At 69.9% G+C, this 20,005-nt stretch carries 18 protein-coding genes, 1 tRNA gene and 1 pseudogene; 13 read left to right on the forward strand and 7 right to left on the reverse strand.

The window, feature by feature from the left end:
- Positions 1-122 precede the first annotated feature (122 nt).
- Together ABZ078_RS31435 and ABZ078_RS31440 are read right to left on the reverse strand one after the other, a co-directional pair.
- Positions 123-851 carry a Tn3 family transposase gene (locus ABZ078_RS31435; protein ID WP_356580901.1) on the reverse strand — a complete coding sequence of 243 codons (729 nt, stop codon included), beginning with the start codon at positions 849-851 and terminating at the stop codon, positions 123-125.
- A gap of 940 nt (positions 852-1,791) precedes the next feature.
- Positions 1,792-2,190 (reverse strand): annotated as a pseudogene (locus tag ABZ078_RS31440) (DUF4158 domain-containing protein); the annotation flags it as partial.
- 182 nt (positions 2,191-2,372) lie between these two features.
- Here ABZ078_RS31440 and ABZ078_RS31445 point away from each other — a divergent pair.
- The gene (locus ABZ078_RS31445) at positions 2,373-2,951 is read left to right on the forward strand and encodes a helicase associated domain-containing protein (protein ID WP_356580855.1); all 579 of its coding nucleotides are present in this window, start codon (positions 2,373-2,375) and stop codon (positions 2,949-2,951) included.
- A gap of 34 nt (positions 2,952-2,985) precedes the next feature.
- Here ABZ078_RS31445 and ABZ078_RS31450 read toward each other — a convergent pair whose 3' ends face one another.
- Together ABZ078_RS31450 and ABZ078_RS31455 are read right to left on the reverse strand one after the other, a co-directional pair.
- Complete coding sequence (locus ABZ078_RS31450; protein ID WP_356580857.1) at positions 2,986-3,603, reverse strand: hypothetical protein; 618 nt, start codon at positions 3,601-3,603, stop codon at positions 2,986-2,988.
- A 187-nt stretch (positions 3,604-3,790) separates the two neighbouring features.
- On the reverse strand, positions 3,791-4,123 hold the full coding sequence (locus tag ABZ078_RS31455) for a hypothetical protein (protein WP_356580859.1): 333 nt from the start codon (positions 4,121-4,123) through the stop codon (positions 3,791-3,793).
- Positions 4,124-5,005: 882 nt separating this feature from the next.
- On the opposite strand from ABZ078_RS31455, the gene ABZ078_RS31460 reads away from it, so the two are divergent.
- From ABZ078_RS31460 to ABZ078_RS31505, 10 genes are all read left to right on the forward strand, one after another.
- Positions 5,006-5,269: a helix-turn-helix transcriptional regulator gene (locus tag ABZ078_RS31460; RefSeq protein WP_356580861.1), complete on the forward strand. Its 264-nt coding sequence runs from the start codon at positions 5,006-5,008 to the stop codon at positions 5,267-5,269.
- A gap of 172 nt (positions 5,270-5,441) precedes the next feature.
- On the forward strand, positions 5,442-6,293 hold the full coding sequence (locus tag ABZ078_RS31465; protein WP_356580863.1) for a DUF6083 domain-containing protein: 852 nt from the start codon (positions 5,442-5,444) through the stop codon (positions 6,291-6,293).
- A gap of 2 nt (positions 6,294-6,295) precedes the next feature.
- Complete coding sequence (locus tag ABZ078_RS31470) at positions 6,296-6,769, forward strand: hypothetical protein (protein ID WP_356580865.1); 474 nt, start codon at positions 6,296-6,298, stop codon at positions 6,767-6,769.
- A complete protein-coding gene (locus ABZ078_RS31475; RefSeq protein ID WP_356580903.1) occupies positions 6,766-8,244 on the forward strand; it encodes a UvrD-helicase domain-containing protein in 1,479 nt (492 codons plus the stop codon). Before ABZ078_RS31470 ends, ABZ078_RS31475 begins: the two co-directional genes overlap by 4 nt.
- A gap of 199 nt (positions 8,245-8,443) precedes the next feature.
- On the forward strand, positions 8,444-8,845 hold the full coding sequence (locus ABZ078_RS31480) for a hypothetical protein (RefSeq protein ID WP_356580867.1): 402 nt from the start codon (positions 8,444-8,446) through the stop codon (positions 8,843-8,845).
- Between the two features lie 119 nt (positions 8,846-8,964).
- Positions 8,965-9,252 (forward strand): helix-turn-helix domain-containing protein, encoded by a 288-nt coding sequence (locus ABZ078_RS31485; protein ID WP_070201824.1) that lies wholly within the window; start codon positions 8,965-8,967, stop codon positions 9,250-9,252.
- On the forward strand, positions 9,249-10,823 hold the full coding sequence (locus ABZ078_RS31490; protein ID WP_356580869.1) for a helix-turn-helix transcriptional regulator: 1,575 nt from the start codon (positions 9,249-9,251) through the stop codon (positions 10,821-10,823). The genes ABZ078_RS31485 and ABZ078_RS31490 overlap by 4 nt, the downstream gene beginning before the upstream one ends.
- On the forward strand, positions 10,823-11,395 hold the full coding sequence (locus ABZ078_RS31495; RefSeq protein ID WP_356580871.1) for a transcriptional regulator: 573 nt from the start codon (positions 10,823-10,825) through the stop codon (positions 11,393-11,395). The genes ABZ078_RS31490 and ABZ078_RS31495 overlap by 1 nt, the downstream gene beginning before the upstream one ends.
- A gap of 61 nt (positions 11,396-11,456) precedes the next feature.
- A tRNA-Met gene (locus ABZ078_RS31500) sits at positions 11,457-11,530 on the forward strand.
- A gap of 124 nt (positions 11,531-11,654) precedes the next feature.
- Positions 11,655-12,038, forward strand: coding sequence for a hypothetical protein (locus tag ABZ078_RS31505; RefSeq protein WP_356580905.1), 384 nt, complete (start codon positions 11,655-11,657; stop codon positions 12,036-12,038).
- Here the strand turns inward: ABZ078_RS31505 and ABZ078_RS31510 are convergent.
- On the reverse strand, positions 12,033-12,236 hold the full coding sequence (locus ABZ078_RS31510; RefSeq protein WP_356580873.1) for a hypothetical protein: 204 nt from the start codon (positions 12,234-12,236) through the stop codon (positions 12,033-12,035). The two genes, ABZ078_RS31505 and ABZ078_RS31510, sit on opposite strands and share 6 nt — an antisense overlap.
- 261 nt (positions 12,237-12,497) lie before the next feature.
- Here ABZ078_RS31510 and ABZ078_RS31515 point away from each other — a divergent pair, with 261 nt between their 5' ends.
- Both ABZ078_RS31515 and ABZ078_RS31520 read left to right on the forward strand, forming a co-directional pair.
- The gene (locus tag ABZ078_RS31515; RefSeq protein ID WP_356580875.1) at positions 12,498-15,230 is read left to right on the forward strand and encodes a SpoIIE family protein phosphatase; all 2,733 of its coding nucleotides are present in this window, start codon (positions 12,498-12,500) and stop codon (positions 15,228-15,230) included.
- Positions 15,231-15,537: 307 nt separating this feature from the next.
- Positions 15,538-16,167, forward strand: coding sequence for a hypothetical protein (locus ABZ078_RS31520; RefSeq protein ID WP_356580877.1), 630 nt, complete (start codon positions 15,538-15,540; stop codon positions 16,165-16,167).
- On the opposite strand, the gene ABZ078_RS31525 is transcribed toward ABZ078_RS31520, so the two are convergent.
- Both ABZ078_RS31525 and ABZ078_RS31530 read right to left on the reverse strand, forming a co-directional pair.
- Entirely contained in the window at positions 16,168-17,394 is a 1,227-nt protein-coding gene (locus ABZ078_RS31525) for a hypothetical protein (protein WP_356580879.1), read from the reverse strand. It lies immediately after the preceding gene.
- A complete protein-coding gene (locus tag ABZ078_RS31530; protein WP_356580881.1) occupies positions 17,391-18,500 on the reverse strand; it encodes an ImmA/IrrE family metallo-endopeptidase in 1,110 nt (369 codons plus the stop codon). The genes ABZ078_RS31525 and ABZ078_RS31530 overlap by 4 nt, the downstream gene beginning before the upstream one ends.
- Between the last annotated feature and the right edge of the window lie 1,505 nt (positions 18,501-20,005).

Below are 20,005 nucleotides of genomic sequence, written 5' to 3' on the forward strand. Positions count from 1 at the left end.
CCAGTACCAAGTGTGAGGCGCTGCGTTCGGGGCCCAGAGAGATCCATTGCTGTCGTCACGGGCCGCAACGTACGCGCCCCGGATACACCGTCCGTGACAGCAGGAGAGACACACTCTAGAGATCACTCATGCTGCGTAGCGGACGGCCTCCGGCCGCCCCGGATAACAGGAGCCGAACTTCTTGGAGTCGCTCGCGCAGGCGGTGCCCTCGCCCCACCACGCCTGATCGCGGGCGGCGAAGGTGGCGTTGACCAGCCGCACCAGCGCCGCGCGCATGTTGGTCCGGTTGACAACAGGTGCCGTACGCGGCGCAGGACGGCCTCGCTCTCGCCGTGCTTGCCGGTGACCGCGACGCGCTTGATGCCCATGTTCGTCTCGAGCGCGAACAGCACCAACAGCAGCCGGCGTCGCAGCACCGCCTTCGGGACCGCCTCCCTGGTGGCGACCGAGGTGAACTCGCCGGTGAAGCCGGTGGCGAACTCGGCCTCCTTGAGGATGTCGATCAGGTCGATGGTGCCCCAGCGGCGTTCGATCTCCGTCTTCAGCGCGACGAGGTTCTCCGGCTCCTCCTGCTTGCCCAGCGGCGAGACCTTGATCCATGGCTCGCCGTGTCTCTTGACGATGTCCACCCCGCCCGTGGTGCCCAGCTCCAGCGCCGTGTCGAAGCGGGTCAGGGCCTCGCGTAGCCGATTCTGAAGAGCCTCGATGAACTTCTCCGGGTCCTGCGGCGTCCTCGGGGTTCTGCCACCGGTTCGCGCCCGGCACCCAGATCTCCCGCCGCCGCAGCGCGTCCCGCAGCGCCACGAGCACGCACAGCTCGTACGGGATGCGCTCGACCCGGCCGCGCTCATCCACCACCGCCTTGCGCCACTCCTCGCGCACCACCCCGGCCAGCGGGATCTTCTCCGCCTCGTCGAAGAACGCGCCCTCCTTCGCGATGGGCTGGTCCAGGTACCGCTTGAGCAGGTCGATCGCGTCCATCACCGGCCGGTAGGCGGTGTTGTTGCACTTCAGCTCCAGCGCGTTCAGCAGCGGCGAGAGCATCCGCCGCCAGTGGTTGGAGTACGACGAGCGCAGCACCGTGCGCACCCGGGCCCGGTAGCGGGCCTCGTTCGCCGCGGCCTCCGCAGCGAGGGCCTTCAGCGTGGACTCCCCGGCCACCGGATAGATCACCTTGCGGACCGTGCCGCCCGGCTCCGCGACCGCCGCCTCCGCCAGCCGCAGCAGGATGCCCTCCTTGCCGCGGACCCGCTTGAGCTCCTTGGTGAACTCGCCCTCGACCTTCTTCTCCGCCCGCGTGTTGATCTTCTGCACGAGCTGGATGAACAGCTCCACCAGCGAGTCGGTGATCTCCGTCTCCCGCACATGGCACAGCGTCGACAGCAGTGTGTACCGCACCGGCCCGGCCGCCGCCCGCAGGTCCGAGGGATACTCCTTGGCCGCCCGCGCCCGCCAGGCCGCCACCAGCTTCCCCGACACGTCCCCGAACAGCTCCGGCGGGAGCTGAAGCCCGCGCACCCGCTGGAGCTTGTTCACCTCCGCCAGCAGGCTGTCCAGCCCCAGCGCGCCCGGGTCCGCCTTCAGCTCGGTGAAGAACGTGCCCCCGCCGCCCGCGCTGTCCGCGTCCGCGTCGGCGTCCTCGGCGATCAGGTCGTCCAGCCGGGACCGGGTCGCCGCCGACAGCCGGCCTACGGTGGCCGCGCAGAACCGTTCCTCGAAGGTGCTGACCGCCTTGCCCACCAGCCGGTCGATCTGTCCCGGGGCCGGCGGCTCCAGCCGGTCCTTGCGGCAGCGGGCCACCACCGCCTCCGCCAGCCGGTCCCGGTTCAGCTCCACCCCGCACAGCTCGACCGCCAACCACTCGGCGAGCTGGGCCTGGTCTTCCTCGGTGCACTCACGGAAGCCGAACGCGCCCCGGATCTCCATCCGGTGCCGCTTGATCGCCCGCCCCGACCAGTCGTACGCGGCCCACTCCTCCGCCGCCACCCTCACCTGCTGAGCGACGTACGACACCGCCGGCACCGGGATCTCTCCGGCGTCTTCCGGGAACCGGGCCTCCACCTCGAAGAACTTCAGCAACAGGGCGAACCCCAACCGGTTCGCCCCCGACTTGTTCCGCAGCCGCTCCTGGTCCTCCTCCAGCAGCGTCCAGACCTCGATCAGGTCCTCCGGCTCCCACTCCTGCCGCACCCCAAGCTCCTTCCGGTCGTCATGACCGGACCAACCTCGCCGAGCACCGCCCTCGATGACCCCAGAAGATCAAAAACGCTGACAAGCACACCCCAGATCCGCTACAGAGAGCTACTTGTCACTTCGCCGTAGCTTCGGGAGAACAGGGCCGTGACCGCCGCCTGGCCGCCTGGCTGGAGACCATGCGCTGCCGCGCCGACACCGGCCACCTCGCCCCCGCCCGCATCGCCTCCCTCAACGCCATCGACCCCTTCTGGAACCCGCTCTGGAGCCTGCGCTGGCAGTACACCTACGCGCAGATCAGACGCCGCCTGACCACCAGCACCTGGCGATGCACCTACCACCGCCACGACAGCCGTGACTCCGCCTGGGACAGCTGGCTGGACCGCCAGATCACCCACTCCCACCTGCTCGATCCCCAGCAGAAGCACCTCCTGGCCGCCCTGGCCCGCGCCTGCCCCGACGCCCACCCCCACAGCATGCTGCTGACCCGCCCCACCAGCCTGCGCGAGAGGGCCTTCAACCGCGGCCTACGCGCCGCCCGCCAGTACCACCAGCGCCACGGGCACCTCGACATGCCCCAGGACCACACCGAAGAGATCCTCGGCGACCAGGTCCACCTCGGTGCCTGGCTGATCCGGCGGCGCAGGGACAGCGCCCAGATGACGCCCCGCCAGCAAGCCGGCCTAGAGGCTCTCGGCTTCCAGACGATGCCGGTCTTCCTGCCGCCCGCGCAGCCGCTTCGCGATGCTGCTGCCTGAATCAACGAGCACGCTCCGCCGCGGCGGCCGGAGTTCAGCCCTTACCCGTGCCGTTGTCACTAGCCGGTCCGGCCGCCGCAGGTATGCCGGCCGAGAGGTAGAAGACGCGCGAACCGCGCTTGGCCCGCCGCGCCCGCCCCTGCGCCACCAGCGCCTCCAGCGCGTGACGCATCGCGGGCTCCTTGATCCTCCTGGCGGGGTGCGCCCGAGCCAGTGCGGCGGCGACATCGTGCGACGAGCAGGGCTCGCCCCGCCGTTTCAGCTCACCAGCCACCAGATCCCGCAGCGTCGGCGCCTTCTTCGCGGCCACCGGCGTTTCCTCCGGTGCCGCGGCCGCCTGGCCAGGACCGGCGGCGGCACTGCCGTCCGTGAGCGGCATGCCGTCGGGCACGGGCGGAGCGGCAGATCTGCTGCCGGTCGTGGCTGCACCGTCTGTCCCCGGCGCCAGGCAGGCGGCGGGGGAGTGATCCGAAAGGGCCTCCCGCATGCTCAGCAGCAGAGCGTGATTGTCCTCCAGCGTATGCAGCTGATCCTGCAGTACGGTGATCTCCGCACGGACCCGCTCGCGGTCCTTCTCGACGAGCTCCAGGTCGGCATCGAGCTTGGCCGCGTAGTCCGTTCTGAGAGTGAGAAGATCCGAGACCGCTTCCACTATGACGTCCAGCCTCCCGCAGCAGTGCACACTCCGGTGGACGCTAGCGTCCGCACCGCCATGCCCGGCCACTAAGAACAAAGCATGTCGACTTCCTGCCCGAACGCGTGCGCGCGTGACTAGTTGCGGCCATTTCGACCGGTTACGCACCCCTTGAGCCGAGCGGGACGACCGGCCAGCGGTGGGTTCACCGTCCTGGTGTGGCGCTGCTCAGTGTGTCGCGTTCGGGCAGGCGCCAGGAGATCTCGTCGTGCTCCCTGAGATGGTGCCAGGCGGCCAGGAGGCGGCAGCGGACCAGTTGGTCGAGGAGGTCCTCCACCTGTTGCGGGGACTGACCGCCCAGCCGGGCAAGGACGTCGAGGTCCGCGCTTCCGACGCTGTCGGACGTGTGGGCTGCCAGGACCAGAGCGGTGAGCTGCACCACGGGGGACATCCCGCGCGGTGCGACCAGCGGAACAGGACGCAGGGCCCAGTGCGCCGCACGGGCGCGGGCGCCGCGACCGGATGTCTGGGTCTGCATGTCCGCATCCAGCAGACGCGCTTCCACGTGGGCACGCCGCGGGATGGAACAGCAAAGCCACCCGGCATGTTCCAGCTCGCTCCAGTTCGGCACGGCCATGCAGCCGCATGCTGCGCAGAAGACCACTGGGCAGCCGGACGCGGCCTCGGCCGTCGGCGCGCAGGGCACACTGCAGGGCCAGCAGCCGGGCGGCGGGGGAGGAGAAGCGGGGCAGCGCCCCCCCCCCGAGGTAGGTGAGCATTTCCCGTACGCGCAGCCGCTCGCCCGGTCCGTGCGGTGGACGGGCGTGCCTGGCTGCCGCACCGGTCGGCCGCGCGCGTGCGGAGGCGAGCAGGGTGTCGGGTACGACGGCGGTGTTGGTGGTGGCGGCCGCGCAGGCGGCGCACGCGTCCGCGAGGCGCCACACGCGGCCGCTGCGGTCGCAGGTCAGCGCCAGGAGCACGGGGCCGGCGCAGCCGCGGTGGCGCGGATGCCAGGAGCAGTTCCGGGCCCGGCACTGGCAGGTGCGCAAATGCCCGGGCAGCACGTCCCGTCGGGCGTGGCGGGCCAGGTGCGTCAGGGCGACGGAGCGGGCAGAGGCGGCCGGCAGTCGGTAGCCGTGCAGCGTGCATTGAGGGCAGCTCAGCAGCGGCCCGCCCGGCTGCGGGTGCAGCTGAATCGTCCAGATGCGCTGCACCGTTTCGTGCGTGGAGAGCCTCATTGGGCTCGCTGTCCTCCGATCTGATCCGTGCCGTCGAACGGGTGTGCCCCAGGCGTCGTCCGGGGCGGTGAGAGGGCACGCCGCAGCGCCTACTCCACCACCGCCGAGTGCCACTCCTTCCCTAGCAAATAGTGCAGAGGTCTGCACTGACAGGGCAGGGTCCTGCACCGTCGGATGGTGGGGTGACGATCTTGCCGCCCGATCCCGACCTCCTCGCATTGCGTGTGACGCTGGCGAGGCTGCGGGGCGAGCGCGGCTGGACCTTCGACGAACTCGCCCGTCGTAGCGGCCTGGCCCGGCGCACCCTCATCGACCTGGAACACGGCCACACCACCGGCAGCGTCACTACCTGGCACGCCCTCGCCCATGCCTTCGACGTCTCCATCGACGAGCTCCTCGGCTCCCTCTGCGCAGACCACACCCCACCCGGCACGCCGCAACTCTGAACCGCCCGTCAGGCCACTCCGCCGCCCCGGCGCGACATCACCTGAACAGGCGACCCGGCATCGAGCGCACGTTCGTTCAGTCGTGCGGGCGTTCCCCGGGATTGCGCCATCCGCAGGACCCTCTGAGGCGCTGTCCCGGCACAGCGGCGTGCCGCCTGGCACCTTCGCCGCCATGTGCCCCAACTCCGCCTCCGCCCCCTGCCACTGGGACGGCAGCCCCCGCGCTGCGCGGCCCCGACGGCCGCTGCGTGTATCCGCCACCAGCCCCAGCCGCCTGCTGCGCACCGGCCAGAGCGGCCGCTGCCGCGCGTGCGGCAATCACATCGACTTCTACCAGCGCGCCGATCAGCGCCCCATCGCCCCGCACCCCGCCGAACTGGCTGCCGCTCACGTCCCCGCCTCCTGCCGCTGGCATCTGAGCAGCGGGATTGCCCACCCGCACGGCGACGGCAGCGCCTGGTGCCGCATCCCGCACGCCGTGCTCTGCCCGAGCCGCACTCCAACGGCCCGCCTGACCGCCCACGTCCAGGAGACGCGCCGCCAACTCGGCGTCCGCTCCCGGCGCCTGATCGACTCAGGTGCCTTCGCCCCGTCCACGCCAGCCGCTCCCGAGCCGGCTGCCGACAGCGCCTGTCCCGCCCGTCCCGTCGTGCAGCTGCTGCTGGGCCGATACCTCGCCGACCGGCCGGTCGAGAACATCCAATGTGTGGCCCAGACCCGGCACCGCCGCCGCTGCCCGCTGCCCGTGCTCGCCCCCGGCGCCCCCAAAGGGGTCTGGAAGCTCCTGCCCGCCTGCCCGCAGCGTGGGCAACTCACCCTGCCCGCCGGGCTGATGGCCGTCTACGACCTCAGCCGCCTGCCGTACGGGGAGCAGGTGCGCTGGCGTACCCAGCGCAGCCCCGCCCACGCCCCCGCGCCGAACGCCGCCGACCTTGCCCTGGCCGGATGGCAGGTCTTCGACCCCCTCCTGCATGCAGCGCACATCCGCGCCCGCCTTCCGCACGGCCCCGGCGGCGAGGCGTGACGATGGCGCACCACGCCCTGGAAATCACCCTGACCCGACCCCTCACCGCGGCCGAACTCCATCACGCCGCCCGCACGATGCCGCTCGCCGCCAACTGCGACGCCACCCGGCTCATGACCGTCGTACGCGCCAAGACTGCAGGAAAGGCCCTCACCCGGCTGCGCCGGAGCGCCACCCGGCTGCCCATCGACGTCATCACCACGCACTACCCCGACCGATGCGGCAAGATCCTACTCAACGTCGCCTTCCCGCCCGCCGCACACACCGCCCTCAAGGCAGCGGCCGGCCGCGCAGCCCAGACACCCCAACGCTTTATGGAACTGGCCGTTCACCGGGCCCTGGCCGAGCACGCCAGCGCCGAGGCCGACCGCCTCGACCGGGCCCTGCAAGACCTGCTCGCCCACACCACGCCCGTCCATCTCATCGCGGCCGTCGAGCACGCCTTGACCCGCACTTCCGGAGCCGCGCCGTGCTGAAACCGACCGACGAACAGGCCGCCGCGGCCGCCGCCTTCCACGCCGGAGAACACTTGGCCCTGCAGGCCGGGGCAGGCACCGGCAAGACCACCACCCTGGCCCAGCTCGCCCACGCCACCGCGCGCCGCGGCCGCTACCTCGCCTACAACCGGGCCATCGCCCAGGACGCCACCGCGCGCTTCCCCAAGAGCGTCCTGTGCAAGACCGCCCACGCCCTGGCCTACGCCGCCGTCGGCCACCGCTACGCCCGTCGTCTGAACGCCCCCCGCCGCCCCGCCTGGCAGACCGGGCAGGCCCTCGGCATCACCAAAGCCCTCCGCATCGGCGACCGCGACCTGTCCCAAAAGACCCTCTCCTACGTCACTTTGCGCACCGTGGCCCGCTTCTGCCACACCGCCGATACGACGATCACCCGCCACCACATCCCGCACCTGCGCGGCCTGGAAGAGCCCAGCCTGCACGCGCAACTCGCCTCACACATCGTCCCGTTCGCCCGCAAGGCCTGGGTGGACCTGCAACACCCCGACGACGGCGCCATCCGCTTCGACCACGACCACTATCTGAAAATCTGGGCCCTCACGAGTCCGAAGATCGAAGCCGACTTCCTGCTCCTCGACGAGGCCCAGGACACCAACCCCGTCGTCGAGCAGATCTTCCTCGCCCAACGCGACCACGCCCAGCTGGTCATGGTCGGCGACTCCGCCCAGGCCATCTACCACTGGCGCGGCGCCAAAGACGTCATGACCGGCTTCGACGGCACCCAGCTCGCCCTGTCCCGGTCCTTCCGCTTCGGCCCCCGCCTCGCCGAGGAAGCCAACCGCTGGCTGCATCTGGCCGACGCCCCCATCCGTCTCACCGGCGCCGACACCGTGCCCACCGAACTCGGCCCCGTCACCCGGCCCGACGCGGTGCTGTGCCGTACCAACGTCGGCGCGATGGCCCAGGTCATGGAGCTGCTGTCCGGCGGACACCGGGTCGCACTGGCCGGGGGAGGAGACAGCCTGCGCGCTCTGGCCCTGGCCGCCCGCGACCTCAAAGAAGGACGCCGCACCACCCACCCCGAACTGGTCCTGTTCACCACCTGGGGCGACCTGCAGGACTACGCTGCCCACGACCCCGCCGGCCGCGACCTGCAACCCCTGGTCGACCTGGTCGACACCCACGGCGCTGACGCCATCCTGGCCGCCGTCGCCCATCTCGCCCCCGAAGACCAGTCCGAGGTAACCGTCTCCACCGCCCACAAGGCCAAAGGCCGCGAATGGGCGCAGGTGAAGATCGCCGACGACTTCACCCCACTCTCCGACGGCCCGCCGCACGACACAGGGCAGGGGGCGGCCCGCCGGATCGACGACAAGGAGGCCTGCCTGGCCTATGTGGCCGTCACCCGCACCCGGCGCCGCCTCGACATCGGCGGCCTGTCCTGGATCAACGAGCATCCGGAAGGAGCATCGGCCAGTCCCCAGCCACCGCAGTGATACGCAGGGCGGGTCCTGGGCGTTCGGTGCCTCCGACTGGAAGGAGCGCACGGGGGAGCGGCGGTACGGAGCGTCATGATCCGGGACGGTGCAGCACTGAGCGTGACGGGCGCCGACCTTTGTCGGTGACGGGCACATGCGACAAGCCCTCAATGGCCGCCCGCTGTCCACAGGTGACCCCGGGCAGGCTTCTTGAGTTATGGACATCAGCTCGCCGGGCATCGCCCGGAACAACAAGAAGGCGCCGCGTTGCGAGCGCCATGACGCCTTCCTCCGCCCGGAAGATCAGAGCGAGTCCGCCGCACGGTTCCCGGCCGGCTACCAGGCGCAGATGACCTTTCTCCTGGCCAACTACGCCGGCAACGCCGCTGCGGTCGCTGCGCTTCTGGGCGTCCGGGTGCGTACGGTCCACCGTCACTCCCGCGGGTGGCCGCCACCGCCCGGGCTCCGGCTGCGCCGGGCCCTGCGCCACCGTGTAGTGGACCTCGTGTGCCCGCGATGTCTGTCCGATCGTGCGGTGGAAGAGGCACGCCAGACGAAACGGGAAGCCCGGCGCGCGGCCCGCCGGATTCCACGTGAGCGAGGCGGGCCGGATCGCTGAACTGCCAGCTTGAGCCAGAGCCCTCAGCTCCCGATCGACGGCTAAAGCTTTTCCGCATTACTGATAGCTATAAACTGATTCACATGTGAAATCTGCATCGATTCAAGTAAGATGGTGGCATGGGATTGCGCTTGGAGGAGTCGCTGCGGCTGACGGTGGCCGCGTTGATGCAGGTAACGGGTGAATCGCAGCGGTCGGTCGCGGGGGTGCTGGGACTGACGCAGACGCAGGTGTCGCGCCGGCAGTCGGGCGCCATCTCGTGGAGCCTGCGCGACGTCGACGTCCTGGCCGAGCACTACGGCATCGGCGCGCTGGATCTCCTGGCGGGTCCGACCAGAGCGTGCGAGGCGCTGCCCGCCGACAGGCGCCGTACCGTGCGGACCGAAGCGAGGGGGACGGGCCGGTGAGCGACTTCGACGCGATCGACTCGCTGCTTGACGCCGTCGGCCCCCAGGCCGAACTCCCGCCCTGCCACGTGCGCCGCGAGCTGCGAGAGCGGGCTCGGCTGTCCAAGGCACAGGTGGCACGCGCGCTCGGCGTGAGCCCCTCAACCCTCAGCGGATGGGAAAGCGGCCGGGACCCGGCCGGCGAGATCCGCACAAAATACGCCTACCTGCTGGACGGGCTGAACGCCAAGCTCGCCACCGGGTCCGAGACCGAGGCGGCGTCGGCTGCGGAGCAGCCCGTCACGTCAGGCACGGCCGCGACCGTCACCCCCTTGTCTTCGCCCGACCTCGGCCAGGACGAGGACGGGGACGGGGACGGGGACGAAGTGGAGCTGCTCGTCGCCCCCGAGCCCTGTGTGCTGTGCGGCAGTCCGGCCGGACAACGCGTGGCGGGGTTCGCTCAGCACCTGACCCCCGCCGACTGCCGGCCCACCGCCACCGGAGCCCCAGCTGCCCCGCCAGCCGGACAGCCCACCGCGCACACCTCGAAAGCGCCGCTGCGCACGACACGTCCGGCGCGTGCGACGGAGCGTTCCAAGGGCCCGGCCCGCCACGCGTTCCAAGAGACGTCCGGCCCGGTCGACCTGATCCGTGAGGCCGTGCAGGGTGCGCTTGCCGAGCACCGGGGCGACGTCGACGCAGCCACGGCGGCGCTGTTGAAGCGGGCCATCCCGGACGCGATGCGACTGCTGGACGAGACCCGTAAGGGCGCCCGCTACGACGTGATCGCGCACCCCTGGATCCCCGACATCCTCAAGAAGCAGACCGCGCGCGGCGCCGACCAGATCTGGGAAGCCCGCCCCAAGTGGACCCGTCACGAACTCCCGCCCGGCAGGCATCAAGTGACCGCGCTCGACATGAACGGCGCCTACCTCTCCGCCCTCAAGACGCACCTCCCCCTGGGCCAGCTCGAGCACTCCACCGGCCTGGCCCACGACCGCCGCCGCTCCGGAGTCCACCTGATCACCCCGCCCGAGTGGGAGCACGAGGCGGTGCTGCCCAACCCGATCGGCCAGAGGGACGAGCCGGGCCCGCTGTGGGTCACCGAGCCGACGCTCCGCCTCCTGTTGCGGCTGTCCGGTCCGAAGCACCAACTGTGCGCGCCTCCTCGGATCCACGAGTCGTACACCTCCGGGGCCACGGAGAACCTGCTGGAGAAGTTCCGCATCGCGTTGAAGGATGCCCGCGACACGGCGATCGAGCAGGGCGATACGGTGACACTGGAGTACGTGAAGGCGATGTACTCGAAGTTCGTCTCCACGATGGGCGAGTCGAACTACAACCGGGAGCTCTACCGTCCGGACTGGATGCACCTCATCCGCAGCCAGGCCTTCGCCAATCTGTGGCTCAAGGCGCTCAAGGCCCATGACGAAGGCCTGGCCGTCGTCCGAGCGATGGGCACCGACGAACTCCACGTCATCGGTGACTGGCGCCGTGTCTTCGCCGAAGGCCGAGGTGTTACCGAGGTCAAGGTCAAGGACACGTACACCGCCGGAACCGACGCCGGTGAGCCTGCAGGCGAGGGGGAGTAGTGCCGGAGAAGAACATCGACTTCGGGAGGTTCGGCGCCCGGGGCATCAAGGGCAGCGACGCCGTCGCTCGCAAGCTCGACGAACTCGCGGGCGGCATCGCCACTCCCGTGACCGCCAAGCGTGGCTGGATGGCACGCCTGCACTACCTGACGAAGTCGGCCCAGACCCTGAAGGCCGCGCAGGACGCCGGACTCACAGTGACCCACCGGACGCTGAAGGCCTGGCTGGATGGCCAACGCCGCCCCTCCAAGGCCAACCTGGAACGCATCGACCAGGTGTACCGGGCGGTACGCCGCCACAACGTCGCCCGCCATCTCCTCAGGCGCCTCAACCGCGACGGACGCGGTACTCGAGTGGAGATCCACCCGCTCAACCAGTCTCAGGTGCCGCAGCCGCTGCAGCGCGTGGTGGAGTACCGGACGATGAACGTACGCCGCTGGGAGCGCATCGTCGGCTCCTGGGCGGCCGGCGACCACCAGAGCCTCGACGCCGCGTGGCAGGACACGATCGTCGACCTCGGCTCGCAGTGGGGCCAGTACGAGTACGTCACCAACGTCGGCTTCGCCGCATAGCGCCCTGCACCGGAAGGTGGTCTTCGGCGCCTGCTGGGATGGCGTACGGTGGGGATACCGACGCGGGGTGGAGCAGCTCGGTAGCTCGCTGGGCTCATAACCCAGAGGTCGCAGGTTCAAATCCTGTCCCCGCTACTTCTAAAGAGGGCCCGGATCCACCCGATCCGGGCCCTCTCGCACTCCCTGGGATCCGACTGGCTGAGGCGGGTGATGCTTCGGCCTGGCGCGCGGGACGCCGGGGTGCCGGTGAAGTGAAGGAGTGCCGCGCAGCGGATGGCACCCGCTCGCCGGCCGGACCGCTCAGCTGCCGGGCGACCGCAGAGGCGCCCGGCAGCGACTCGCGTACAGCGTCCCCGGCCGCGCCCGGCACCTGCGCAGCCTGAGGCAGGTCGTTGCGGTAGAGGTGGCGATGCCACTGCCGCTGACCGCGGTGCCCAGCGCACCGCCGACCTGCATCCCCACATCCGCGACCGCGGAGCCTGCACCGACCTGGCGGGCGGCGGAGACGGCCAGGACGGTGTCCAGCTCTCGCGCTCATCCGTTCGCCGGACTCGCCGGAGTCGTCCGCGGCAACCTCACCCGGCTCCAGGCCACCGCCGTCAGCGACCGCTGGGGCACCACCCACTACTCAGTGTGTCTATGACCAGATGGAAACGAGGAGCGCGGTGAAGGCGATACCGAGGGAGAGCGCGCTGGCGAAGGCGATTCCTGCGCGGGTGATGGCCGCGGGGATGCTCGCGTTGTCCCAGCGGGCCAGCGCGGCGGCAGTGATGCTTGCGGCCAGGGCGAGCGTGAGAACGATGGCGAGCAGGACCAGCACGATCGTGGAGCGGGGGGACACGCGTAATACCGCCTGTGACTCGGGTTGTCGGTTCGTCGGATGCAGTTCCACGATTTCCCGGCGCCCGCCGGTGGACGAGCGGTTGGATGTTGTTGCAGAGATAAGCCGGGGGTTGTGGCAGAACAATCGGCAAGAGAGGGTTGCGTTTTGGGGGAGCGGACTCGGGCTGGGCGACCGTGGATGCCGGCGCGCGGTTCATGCGCGGAGATCAACGAGCTCGTCGGAATGCTCCGCTCGTGGTTGGACACGGCAGGAGTGCCCGTGGCCCACCTTCATCAGCGCCTGACGGCCGAACACTTCGTTAGTGGCCAGGTGCCGTCGCTGACCAGGCTCCGTAAGCAACTGGCGGGCGAGGGCCTGTCGTGGGATCTGGTGGAAGCTGTGGCTGACGTCTGCTACCCGGACGACGACAGCGAGACAGCCGACCAGCGACTGGTCCCCCTGCAAAAATTGTGGCGTCTGGCGCAGACTGCGCCGACGGCCACCGACGGCAGCGGCCCACAGGTAACCGCGCGGGAGGTGCTGGAGGTTCAGCGTCAGGCCATCACGGCCTATGAGGAACTCAACCGCGCCCGTCGGGCCTTCGAGGCCAGTGAGCAGGGACGACAGCAGGCCCTGCAGATCGCCACCATCCTCTTCGGCATGCTCGGCCAAGCCCAGGCGAAGGTTCTGGAACTCACCCGCCGTATTGACGCACTGAGGGGTTCCGCCCTGCGGGCCCCAGCGGATGTCGAGCGCCTGGAACAGACACGACGACGGGCCGAAAGCCAGGAGCTGGAACTGCGCACGCAGCTGGCCCGTGCCGACGGCGACCGGCAGCGGGCACAGGCGGTCGCCGATCACGCAGCACGGCGGATCCAGGAACTGGAAACCGAGCTTGAGGCCCTCAAGGCGAAGACGACGACCTCAGCCCAGTCCGACGGCGGCAGACTGCTGCCCGCTCCGCTCACGCCGCCAGCACCCGAAGAGGCCGGGCTCGACGCCGTTGACGATGCGCTGGAGAAGGTGCGTGTCGCACTGGATTTGGAGCACGACGCCGTACAGGAAGCCGCAGAGGACCTCGGCATGAATGTCGCCGAGGCTGCCAAGGACGGTCGCAGTGGTCGTACGATCCCCGGCCAGACCGTTGGGGACACATCGGCGCCGGCTGCAGACAGCACGCGAGCCCAGGCGCAAGACGGCAGTCCATTGTTGGCAACAACCGCACACAACCCCGTGACCATGCCATTCGAGCCGGGCGAGCTGGTCGGCGGACCCGTACCATCGCTGGACCGTATGCGGCTCGCCTCCGCCGCCACAGAGCGCATCGCCGCCGGCATCACCGTCGAGGAAGTCGTGACAGGCCTCGGCGGTGCAGCGGTGCCGGAGTTCGCCGACGGAATCCTCATCTACCTCAGAGAGCCACTGCAGGACTACGAATCGTCGTCTCTGGGCGATGTGCGCCTCGCTCACCGCCAGAACGCACCCAAGCCAGCGGCTCTCGTCCCGCTGCCGTCGGCGCCCGAGGAACTCACCGTGCCGAAAGGCAGCCCCCTGGCCGAGATCCTCAGCAGCGTGCGCCCCGTCACTGTCAACGATGCCCTCTCTCGCGCTGCGCTGGCAGACGTCACCGCAGGCCTTCTCCCAGCCCAGGCCAGCGTGATCATCGCTCCCCTGCAGAGCAAGAGGCAACTGCTCGGATTCGCCGTGTTCCTCCGTCACCATTCGACGCGATACGACGAGGCGGACCTGCTCGTCGCGGCACAGATGGCCACGCATACCGCCCTCGGTATCGACCGGGCACTCCTGGTCCGAAGTCAGGCCATCGCCATGGACGAACTGCAGCGCACCATGCTGCCTGCAAGCCTCGCCCAGCCCACCGGCATCCGACTCGCCAGCCGCTACCTGCCAGCCACCGAAACCGCACGCGTCGGCGGCGACTGGTACGACTCCATCCCCCTGCCTGGCAGCCGAGCCGCCCTGGTCATCGGCGATGTCATGGGCCACGCCACTGTGTCCGCCGCCATCATGGGCCAGTTGCGGACCTCACTGCAGACCTTGGCCGGCCTCGACCTGCCGCCTCACGAAGTCCTGCACCACCTCGACGAGCAGGCCCAGCGACTGGGCGGGAACCATATGGCGACCTGCCTGTACGCCGTCTACGACCCGCTATCACACCGCCTCACCATTGCGAACGCCGGACATCCCCCGCCGGTCCTGCTGCACCTGGGCGGCAAGGCCGAGGTGCTGCAGGTACTGCCCGGCACCCCTGTTGGTGTGGGCGGCGTGGACTACGAGGTCATCGAAGTGGATGCCCCCGTCGGCGCCACACTCCTGATGTACACCGACGGCCTGGTGGAATCGCGAACCCGAGACGTGTGGGACGGGATAGAACAGCTGCGCGAACAGGTGGCCGCAGGCCGTCCGGCCAACACCAACCGCGGGCCAGTGGAGTTGGAGACACTCTGCGACAACGTGATCGACGCACTCGTCGGACCAATCGAGAGAGTCCGAGGAGACGATGTGGCATTGCTCGCTGCCCGCTTCGACGGCCTCGCGCCGGGCGATGTCGCCTTCTGGCACCTCGACGCAAAAGACACGGCACCCCGCAAGGCCCGGCACCACGCACGGCGCGCGCTGTCGCGCTGGGGACTGGAAGAGCTAACGGATCCGGTGGAACTGCTGGTCAGTGAGATCGTGACTAACGCTGTGCGTCACACCTCCCAGCGCGTCACCCTGCGGCTGCTACGAACCGACGTATTACGGTGCGAAGTGGTCGACGATGAGCCGAGCCTGCCCAGAGCCCGTCAGCCCAACAGCACGGACGAGACCGGCCGTGGACTTTATGTTGTCAACCGGATAGCCAGACGCTGGGGAGTCAGCAGGCTCTCCACGGGCAAAGTGGTCTGGTTCGAGCTGGCCCTGCCCGATGAACCGCGGCAGGGTGCAACTCTCGCAGCCTTCCCCAGCAGCGCCGGAACTGACAACTCGTCCGAAGCCAGCCAGGATCAGTGAACGACAGTATCCCGTCGCACCAGTTCCTGACCTGTGCAAAGCGCCGGTCTGCCGCAGGCAGGCCACCGAGCCGACGGCGCGGCGGGTGCTGCGGGGCGTGCGCCAGGGCTCAGTGAGCCCACGCGGCGTGTCCGCAGACTGCGGCCCAGGTTTTTCGAGGAAACGGCGGTGGTTCTGCCGTGCGATCGGCGATATAGCACTGTGGCAAGGAATGGGCGGGTTTTTGGAACGTTTGGACGAGGCGGCCGTGCCCCATCGGGTGGGATAGTCGGGGCCGCCGGGTGCGGCTGAAGTCGGATGAGGCAGGGTGAACGGCATGGTGACCTTGGCCAGCCCGTCGGTGGGCACATCGGTACGCGCAGCCTCCGCGGCCCTGCTGGATCCGGCCGCGCTGTCTGTCTCGCTCCAGCTGATGGGCAGCCAGGCGCTGCTGTTCTACCGGCTTGACGAGGAAGAATGCGCACGCCGCGCCCGCGTCTCAGCGGCCCGCCTGGACAGTCTTCATGCGCTGCAGACTCTTCTGGAGCTGCCCGTCGACGAGCCCGTCGCGCTGGCGTCGCTGCCCGCACGGCTGCGTTCGGCGGTACGCCGGCTTCCGGCCGGTGCCGCTGAGCTCGACCGCCGTGAGGTCACCCGTCGCGCGGTGCGGCCGCTCACCATTGATCTCGCCGTGGTGCGGGCAAGCGCCGCGGGCTGGCGCGGAGGACTCGAGCAAGCCGGCCGTTTCGCCCCCTTCTGCCGGCGCGCCCTTCTGCTGGACAGCGCTCCACCGGCGGCTGAGGAGAAGCTGATGGAAGCCGCCTTCTACGGCATCGGCGTCCTGGTGGCCGACGGCGAGAGCGTGGACTTGCTGCTGGAACCCCGGCCTTACACCCCGCGCCGCCATACCCCCGCGGCGTGGTGCTTCACCGAGGAGTTCCACCACCGCATCGGCTAGTCACGGCTCACGGCGCTCCACGCCCGCCACCGGGCGTGCCGTGGTGGGGGCTTGCGGGGCGACGGGGGCTTGCGCCCACTGCAGCAGCTGCTGGGGCACCTTGAAGGCGCTGAACCCGGGATGGTCGAGTTCAGCGTTGAGTACCGGGTAGCGGTCCACCGCGTGGTGGCAGCGCTGCTGCCACCACGCGGGCCGCCCGTCCGGCTCGACGGCGTCCATGCTGCGCAGCCACTCCATCAGCACCGCCGCGTTGTGGGCGGCCGCCGGCACCTGCCAGTGATTGCTGACGAAGGTGTCCAGCACGAGCCCGTCACAGGCCGCGCACCGGCACACCGGCGCCAGGCCCGCGGCGAACCTCTTCGCCAGCGTCTCGCCGAGGAAGAAGTCCATCAGCTCCGGCAGCAGCACGGAGGGCGAGTTCGGTCCGCCCGGGGACCGCTTGGCCGCCTGGCCGGGCGGCACGATGTGCCGCACGCTGCTGGTGGCGCCGAAGGCGGTGAACGCCGCCCCGTGGGCCAGAGCCCCGAACGCCGCGAGGTCGGCACGCAGCAGCGCGGTTCCGGGGACCTCCACCAGCAGCCGCTTGAGGTTGCCCACTGCCTGGGAGAAGCCGGCCAGCGGGTCCATCTGTCCGCCGAGCATGACCGCTTTGGGGTTCGGCACGACATTGAGCCAGGCGATCAGCTGCCCGACCGCGTCGTCGCGCAGCCACCCCACGTCCACGGGAACACTGAAGAAGACGTGAGGGTCCTCCAGCTTGAGGACCTGGTGGACGGCGGCCTTGAGGGCGCCGGAGTCTTCCGCGTGCAGATATCCGGTGGGCGTCATGGCCGCCGTCGCGCCCACACGGTGGCCCACCTGCTCCTCGATCGACAGCCTCAGCGGGTCACCGAAGGCCAGCTGGCCTTCCGAGACGTCGGGGAAAGGGTCGTCCTCGCCGGCCGCCGCCACGGTGTAGACGGCGGGATCCGCCAGCAGCGGTCCCGTGAACCCCTCCTCGCGCAGCTTGCGGACTTTCACCGCAGCCCCGGAACCGCTGACGACGAGCCCGCTTCGCACCGGATCGAGCTGCTCGCGGATGTAACCGACCCGGCTCACTCCGGCCTGCAGCAGCATCCGGCCCCGCAACTGCTGCGGTACAGAGGGCGGTTGGGGCAGAGGGGGGTCGGGAGGCTCCGCGGGATCAAAACCGGAGCCTGGGCGCGGGGAGGGGAACGACTCAGTCATGGCCTCACCTTCGAAGCGGAATCCACCGCCGCGCCTTCGCGCGGGGCGTACAGCAGCTGGAAGTCCTCGGGCAGCAGCCGCGCACAGCGGGCCAGCTCCTCCTCGCTCATCCCCGCGGCCAGAGCAGAGCGGATCAGCCCAGGGACGTACCGGGGCCGCTCCTGGTCTATCTCGACCGGTTCGGCTGTGCGGTATCCCAGCGCGGACATCTCCACCATCACGCTGCGGTACTGCCAGTCCGTGACGATGTTCAGACTCTGCGCCCGGCGCAGCAGCGCGGCCATCGACACCTTCCACTCCCGCTTCAGCCGGGCCAGCAGTTCCAGGTCGACGCGGGGCGTGAAGGCGGAGCGGATGTCACGCGCGGGCATGAGGAACTCGGCGGCGAATTCATCGGCCTGCCGCTCCTGCAGGGCGCTGTCGCCGGGGGACTGGTGCAGGACCAGGTGCCCCAGCTCGTGCGCCAGGCTGAAGCGGTAGCGGTCTGCGGGCGCGTGGTCGTTGGCCAGGATGAGCGGCGGCTGCGTTCCGTCCCACTGGCTGACCGCGTCGAGCCGGCCGCTGCCCAGATCACGCGCGACCACCAGGGCCCCGGCCTCCTCCAGCGATGCGGTGATGTCTGCCGCCGGGCCCGGCGGTATGCCCCAGGCCTTGCGAACCTGCCGAGCTGCGTCCTTGGCCGTGGTCAGGGCGTCGATTGCGACAGTGGGAATGGCCGCAGCCCGCACACCGAGACCTGCGCGGCACGCGGCGATGCCCTGCAACTGCACCCGTGTCAGCGCGAGATGGGCATGCTGGTGCCGCAGAGCGGAGACGGTCAACGACGCACGCTTGCGGTGGTGGATGAGCCCCACGCCGACCCCGTGCACCTGCGGATCCAGACACAGCAGATCCGGCGGATACCCCAGCGCCGCCGCGTACAGCTCCAGCCGCTCTCCCGAGACCGCCAGCCGGCCGCTCTCGGCGCGGCTCACGTACCCCTGGGACACCGCCGCGTCACCGCCGGAGGCCTTCACCATCACCTCAGCCACGTCGGCTTGCGTCATGCCGCGGAACTCCCGGGCCACCACCAGCATCCCCGGCTGCGCCGGACGTACGTCGCTCACGTCGTACCACCTCGGATCAGACCTCAAAAGATTAGCTTCAAATATTCCTCCATGTATCGAAGTTGACAAAAATGACAGAACGTCAAGAAAAGCAGCCGACCGAGTGATGGCTGGGCAGCCTGCCCCTTCTGGTTCACGCCGACGGCTGCTGTGGGAACCCAGGAGAACTGATGAGTTGGCCGCGATACCCGTAATGAAAGGCCCCGCCATAACGGACGCGACGTCCGAGCTCCCGATCCGGTGCCCCTCGGCTCTCAACCGCCGTGCGCGGAACCGTGCATTCCGGGTTCGCACTGGTCAAAGACGTTCACTGAGGCTGCGCCGGTGCAGCGCCCGGCTTCTGCGGGATACGGCGTTCCACCCTCAAGCGGAGAGGCCCAGCCTCTCCTCGCCCAGACGCTAACTGGCGCAATACGGGGCACGGTTGCTTTGCGTGCCTCTAGGATGACTGCCTGCGCCGAGGCCTCAAGCGCCTCATCCGCACGCGTAACGCCCGCACGCCACACCCCTGTCCGTCGCCCGGCGGAGCGGGGAGATACGGAGCAGCTCGACCGTGCACCTCATCCGCTTCTCCGCGTGCGGGTTCCGCTCTCTGACCCATGTGCAGGACATCCCGGTCAGCAGCCCGACGATCCTGGCCGGCCGCAACGACGGCGGCAAGAGCGCGGTCCTGGCCGCGCTGGCCTTCCTGCTGGGCGAGCACCGTCTGACGGACGAGGATCGCACCTACCAGCAGGACGAGGGCGTCAAGGGACAGCGCTGCGCGGAGACATGGGTGGAGGGTGTCTTCCGCCTGGACACCGCCGAGCAGGCCGCAGCGGCCCCCTTACCGGCCGAGGTCCGTATCCGGCGCCGCTCACGGGCCGGCGAGGCGGCGTGCTGGGAGTTCTTCGGATCGCAGCCCGCCGACAGCCGTCTGCAGGGCCTGGGCCGGCTGATGAAGAAGGATTTGACCGAACTGGTCGCCGAGTTCGGCCTCGTCCCGTCGGGCACGCTGAAGGAAGACCTGCTGGCCGCGCTCACCGCGTACGCCACGACCGTCCCGCAGACCGACCAGTGGCAGCCGCTGCCGAAAGACCTCGAGGCGCGGCTGCCGCGGCTGCTGGCGTTCGGCGGTAAGGACGAGAGCCCGGACGACGCGGTGCGCACCGCTTTGAGCAGCTGCTACGAGACCCATCTGGAGGACGAGACCCTCCAGGGACAGGTCCGGGAGATCGAGAAGGAGATCACGCAGAGGCTGGAGAAGGAAGCGGATTCGCTGTGCCGGCACATCCGCCAGCACTGCCGTGAGTTCGTCGGCGTGGAGGTCAAGCCCGAGGTCTCCTTCAAGGGCGGTTTCAAGAGGGCGCCGCTGGAGGTCTCCAAGGCCGACGGCGAGCCCGTGGACCTGACCCGCTCGGGCCAGGGCAGCACCCGGCGCATTGCCCTCGCCGTGTGGGAGTGGACCAGCAGCCTCCTCGAGAGCAGCGAACTCGCAGCGACGGGCGAACAGGACGAGCCGCAGC

The sequence above is a fragment of the Streptomyces sp. NPDC006385 genome (assembly GCF_040612485.1).
GTDB lineage: Bacteria > Actinomycetota > Actinomycetes > Streptomycetales > Streptomycetaceae > Streptomyces.

Bases quoted from the DNA above. Each gene is read 5' to 3' on its own strand.
- ABZ078_RS31525 (WP_356580879.1), bottom strand. From the start codon at position 17,394: ATGACTGAGTCGTTCCCCTCCCCGCGCCCAGGCTCCGGTTTTGATCCC.
- ABZ078_RS31480 (WP_356580867.1), top strand. From the start codon at position 8,444: ATGGACATCAGCTCGCCGGGCATCGCCCGGAACAACAAGAAGGCGCCG.
- ABZ078_RS31445 (WP_356580855.1), top strand. From the start codon at position 2,373: ATGCGCTGCCGCGCCGACACCGGCCACCTCGCCCCCGCCCGCATCGCC.
- ABZ078_RS31465 (WP_356580863.1), top strand. From the start codon at position 5,442: ATGTGCCCCAACTCCGCCTCCGCCCCCTGCCACTGGGACGGCAGCCCC.
- ABZ078_RS31485 (WP_070201824.1), top strand. From the start codon at position 8,965: ATGGGATTGCGCTTGGAGGAGTCGCTGCGGCTGACGGTGGCCGCGTTG.
- ABZ078_RS31470 (WP_356580865.1), top strand. From the start codon at position 6,296: ATGGCGCACCACGCCCTGGAAATCACCCTGACCCGACCCCTCACCGCG.
- ABZ078_RS31455 (WP_356580859.1), bottom strand. From the start codon at position 4,123: ATGCAGACCCAGACATCCGGTCGCGGCGCCCGCGCCCGTGCGGCGCAC.
- ABZ078_RS31435 (WP_356580901.1), bottom strand. From the start codon at position 851: ATGAGCGCGGCCGGGTCGAGCGCATCCCGTACGAGCTGTGCGTGCTCG.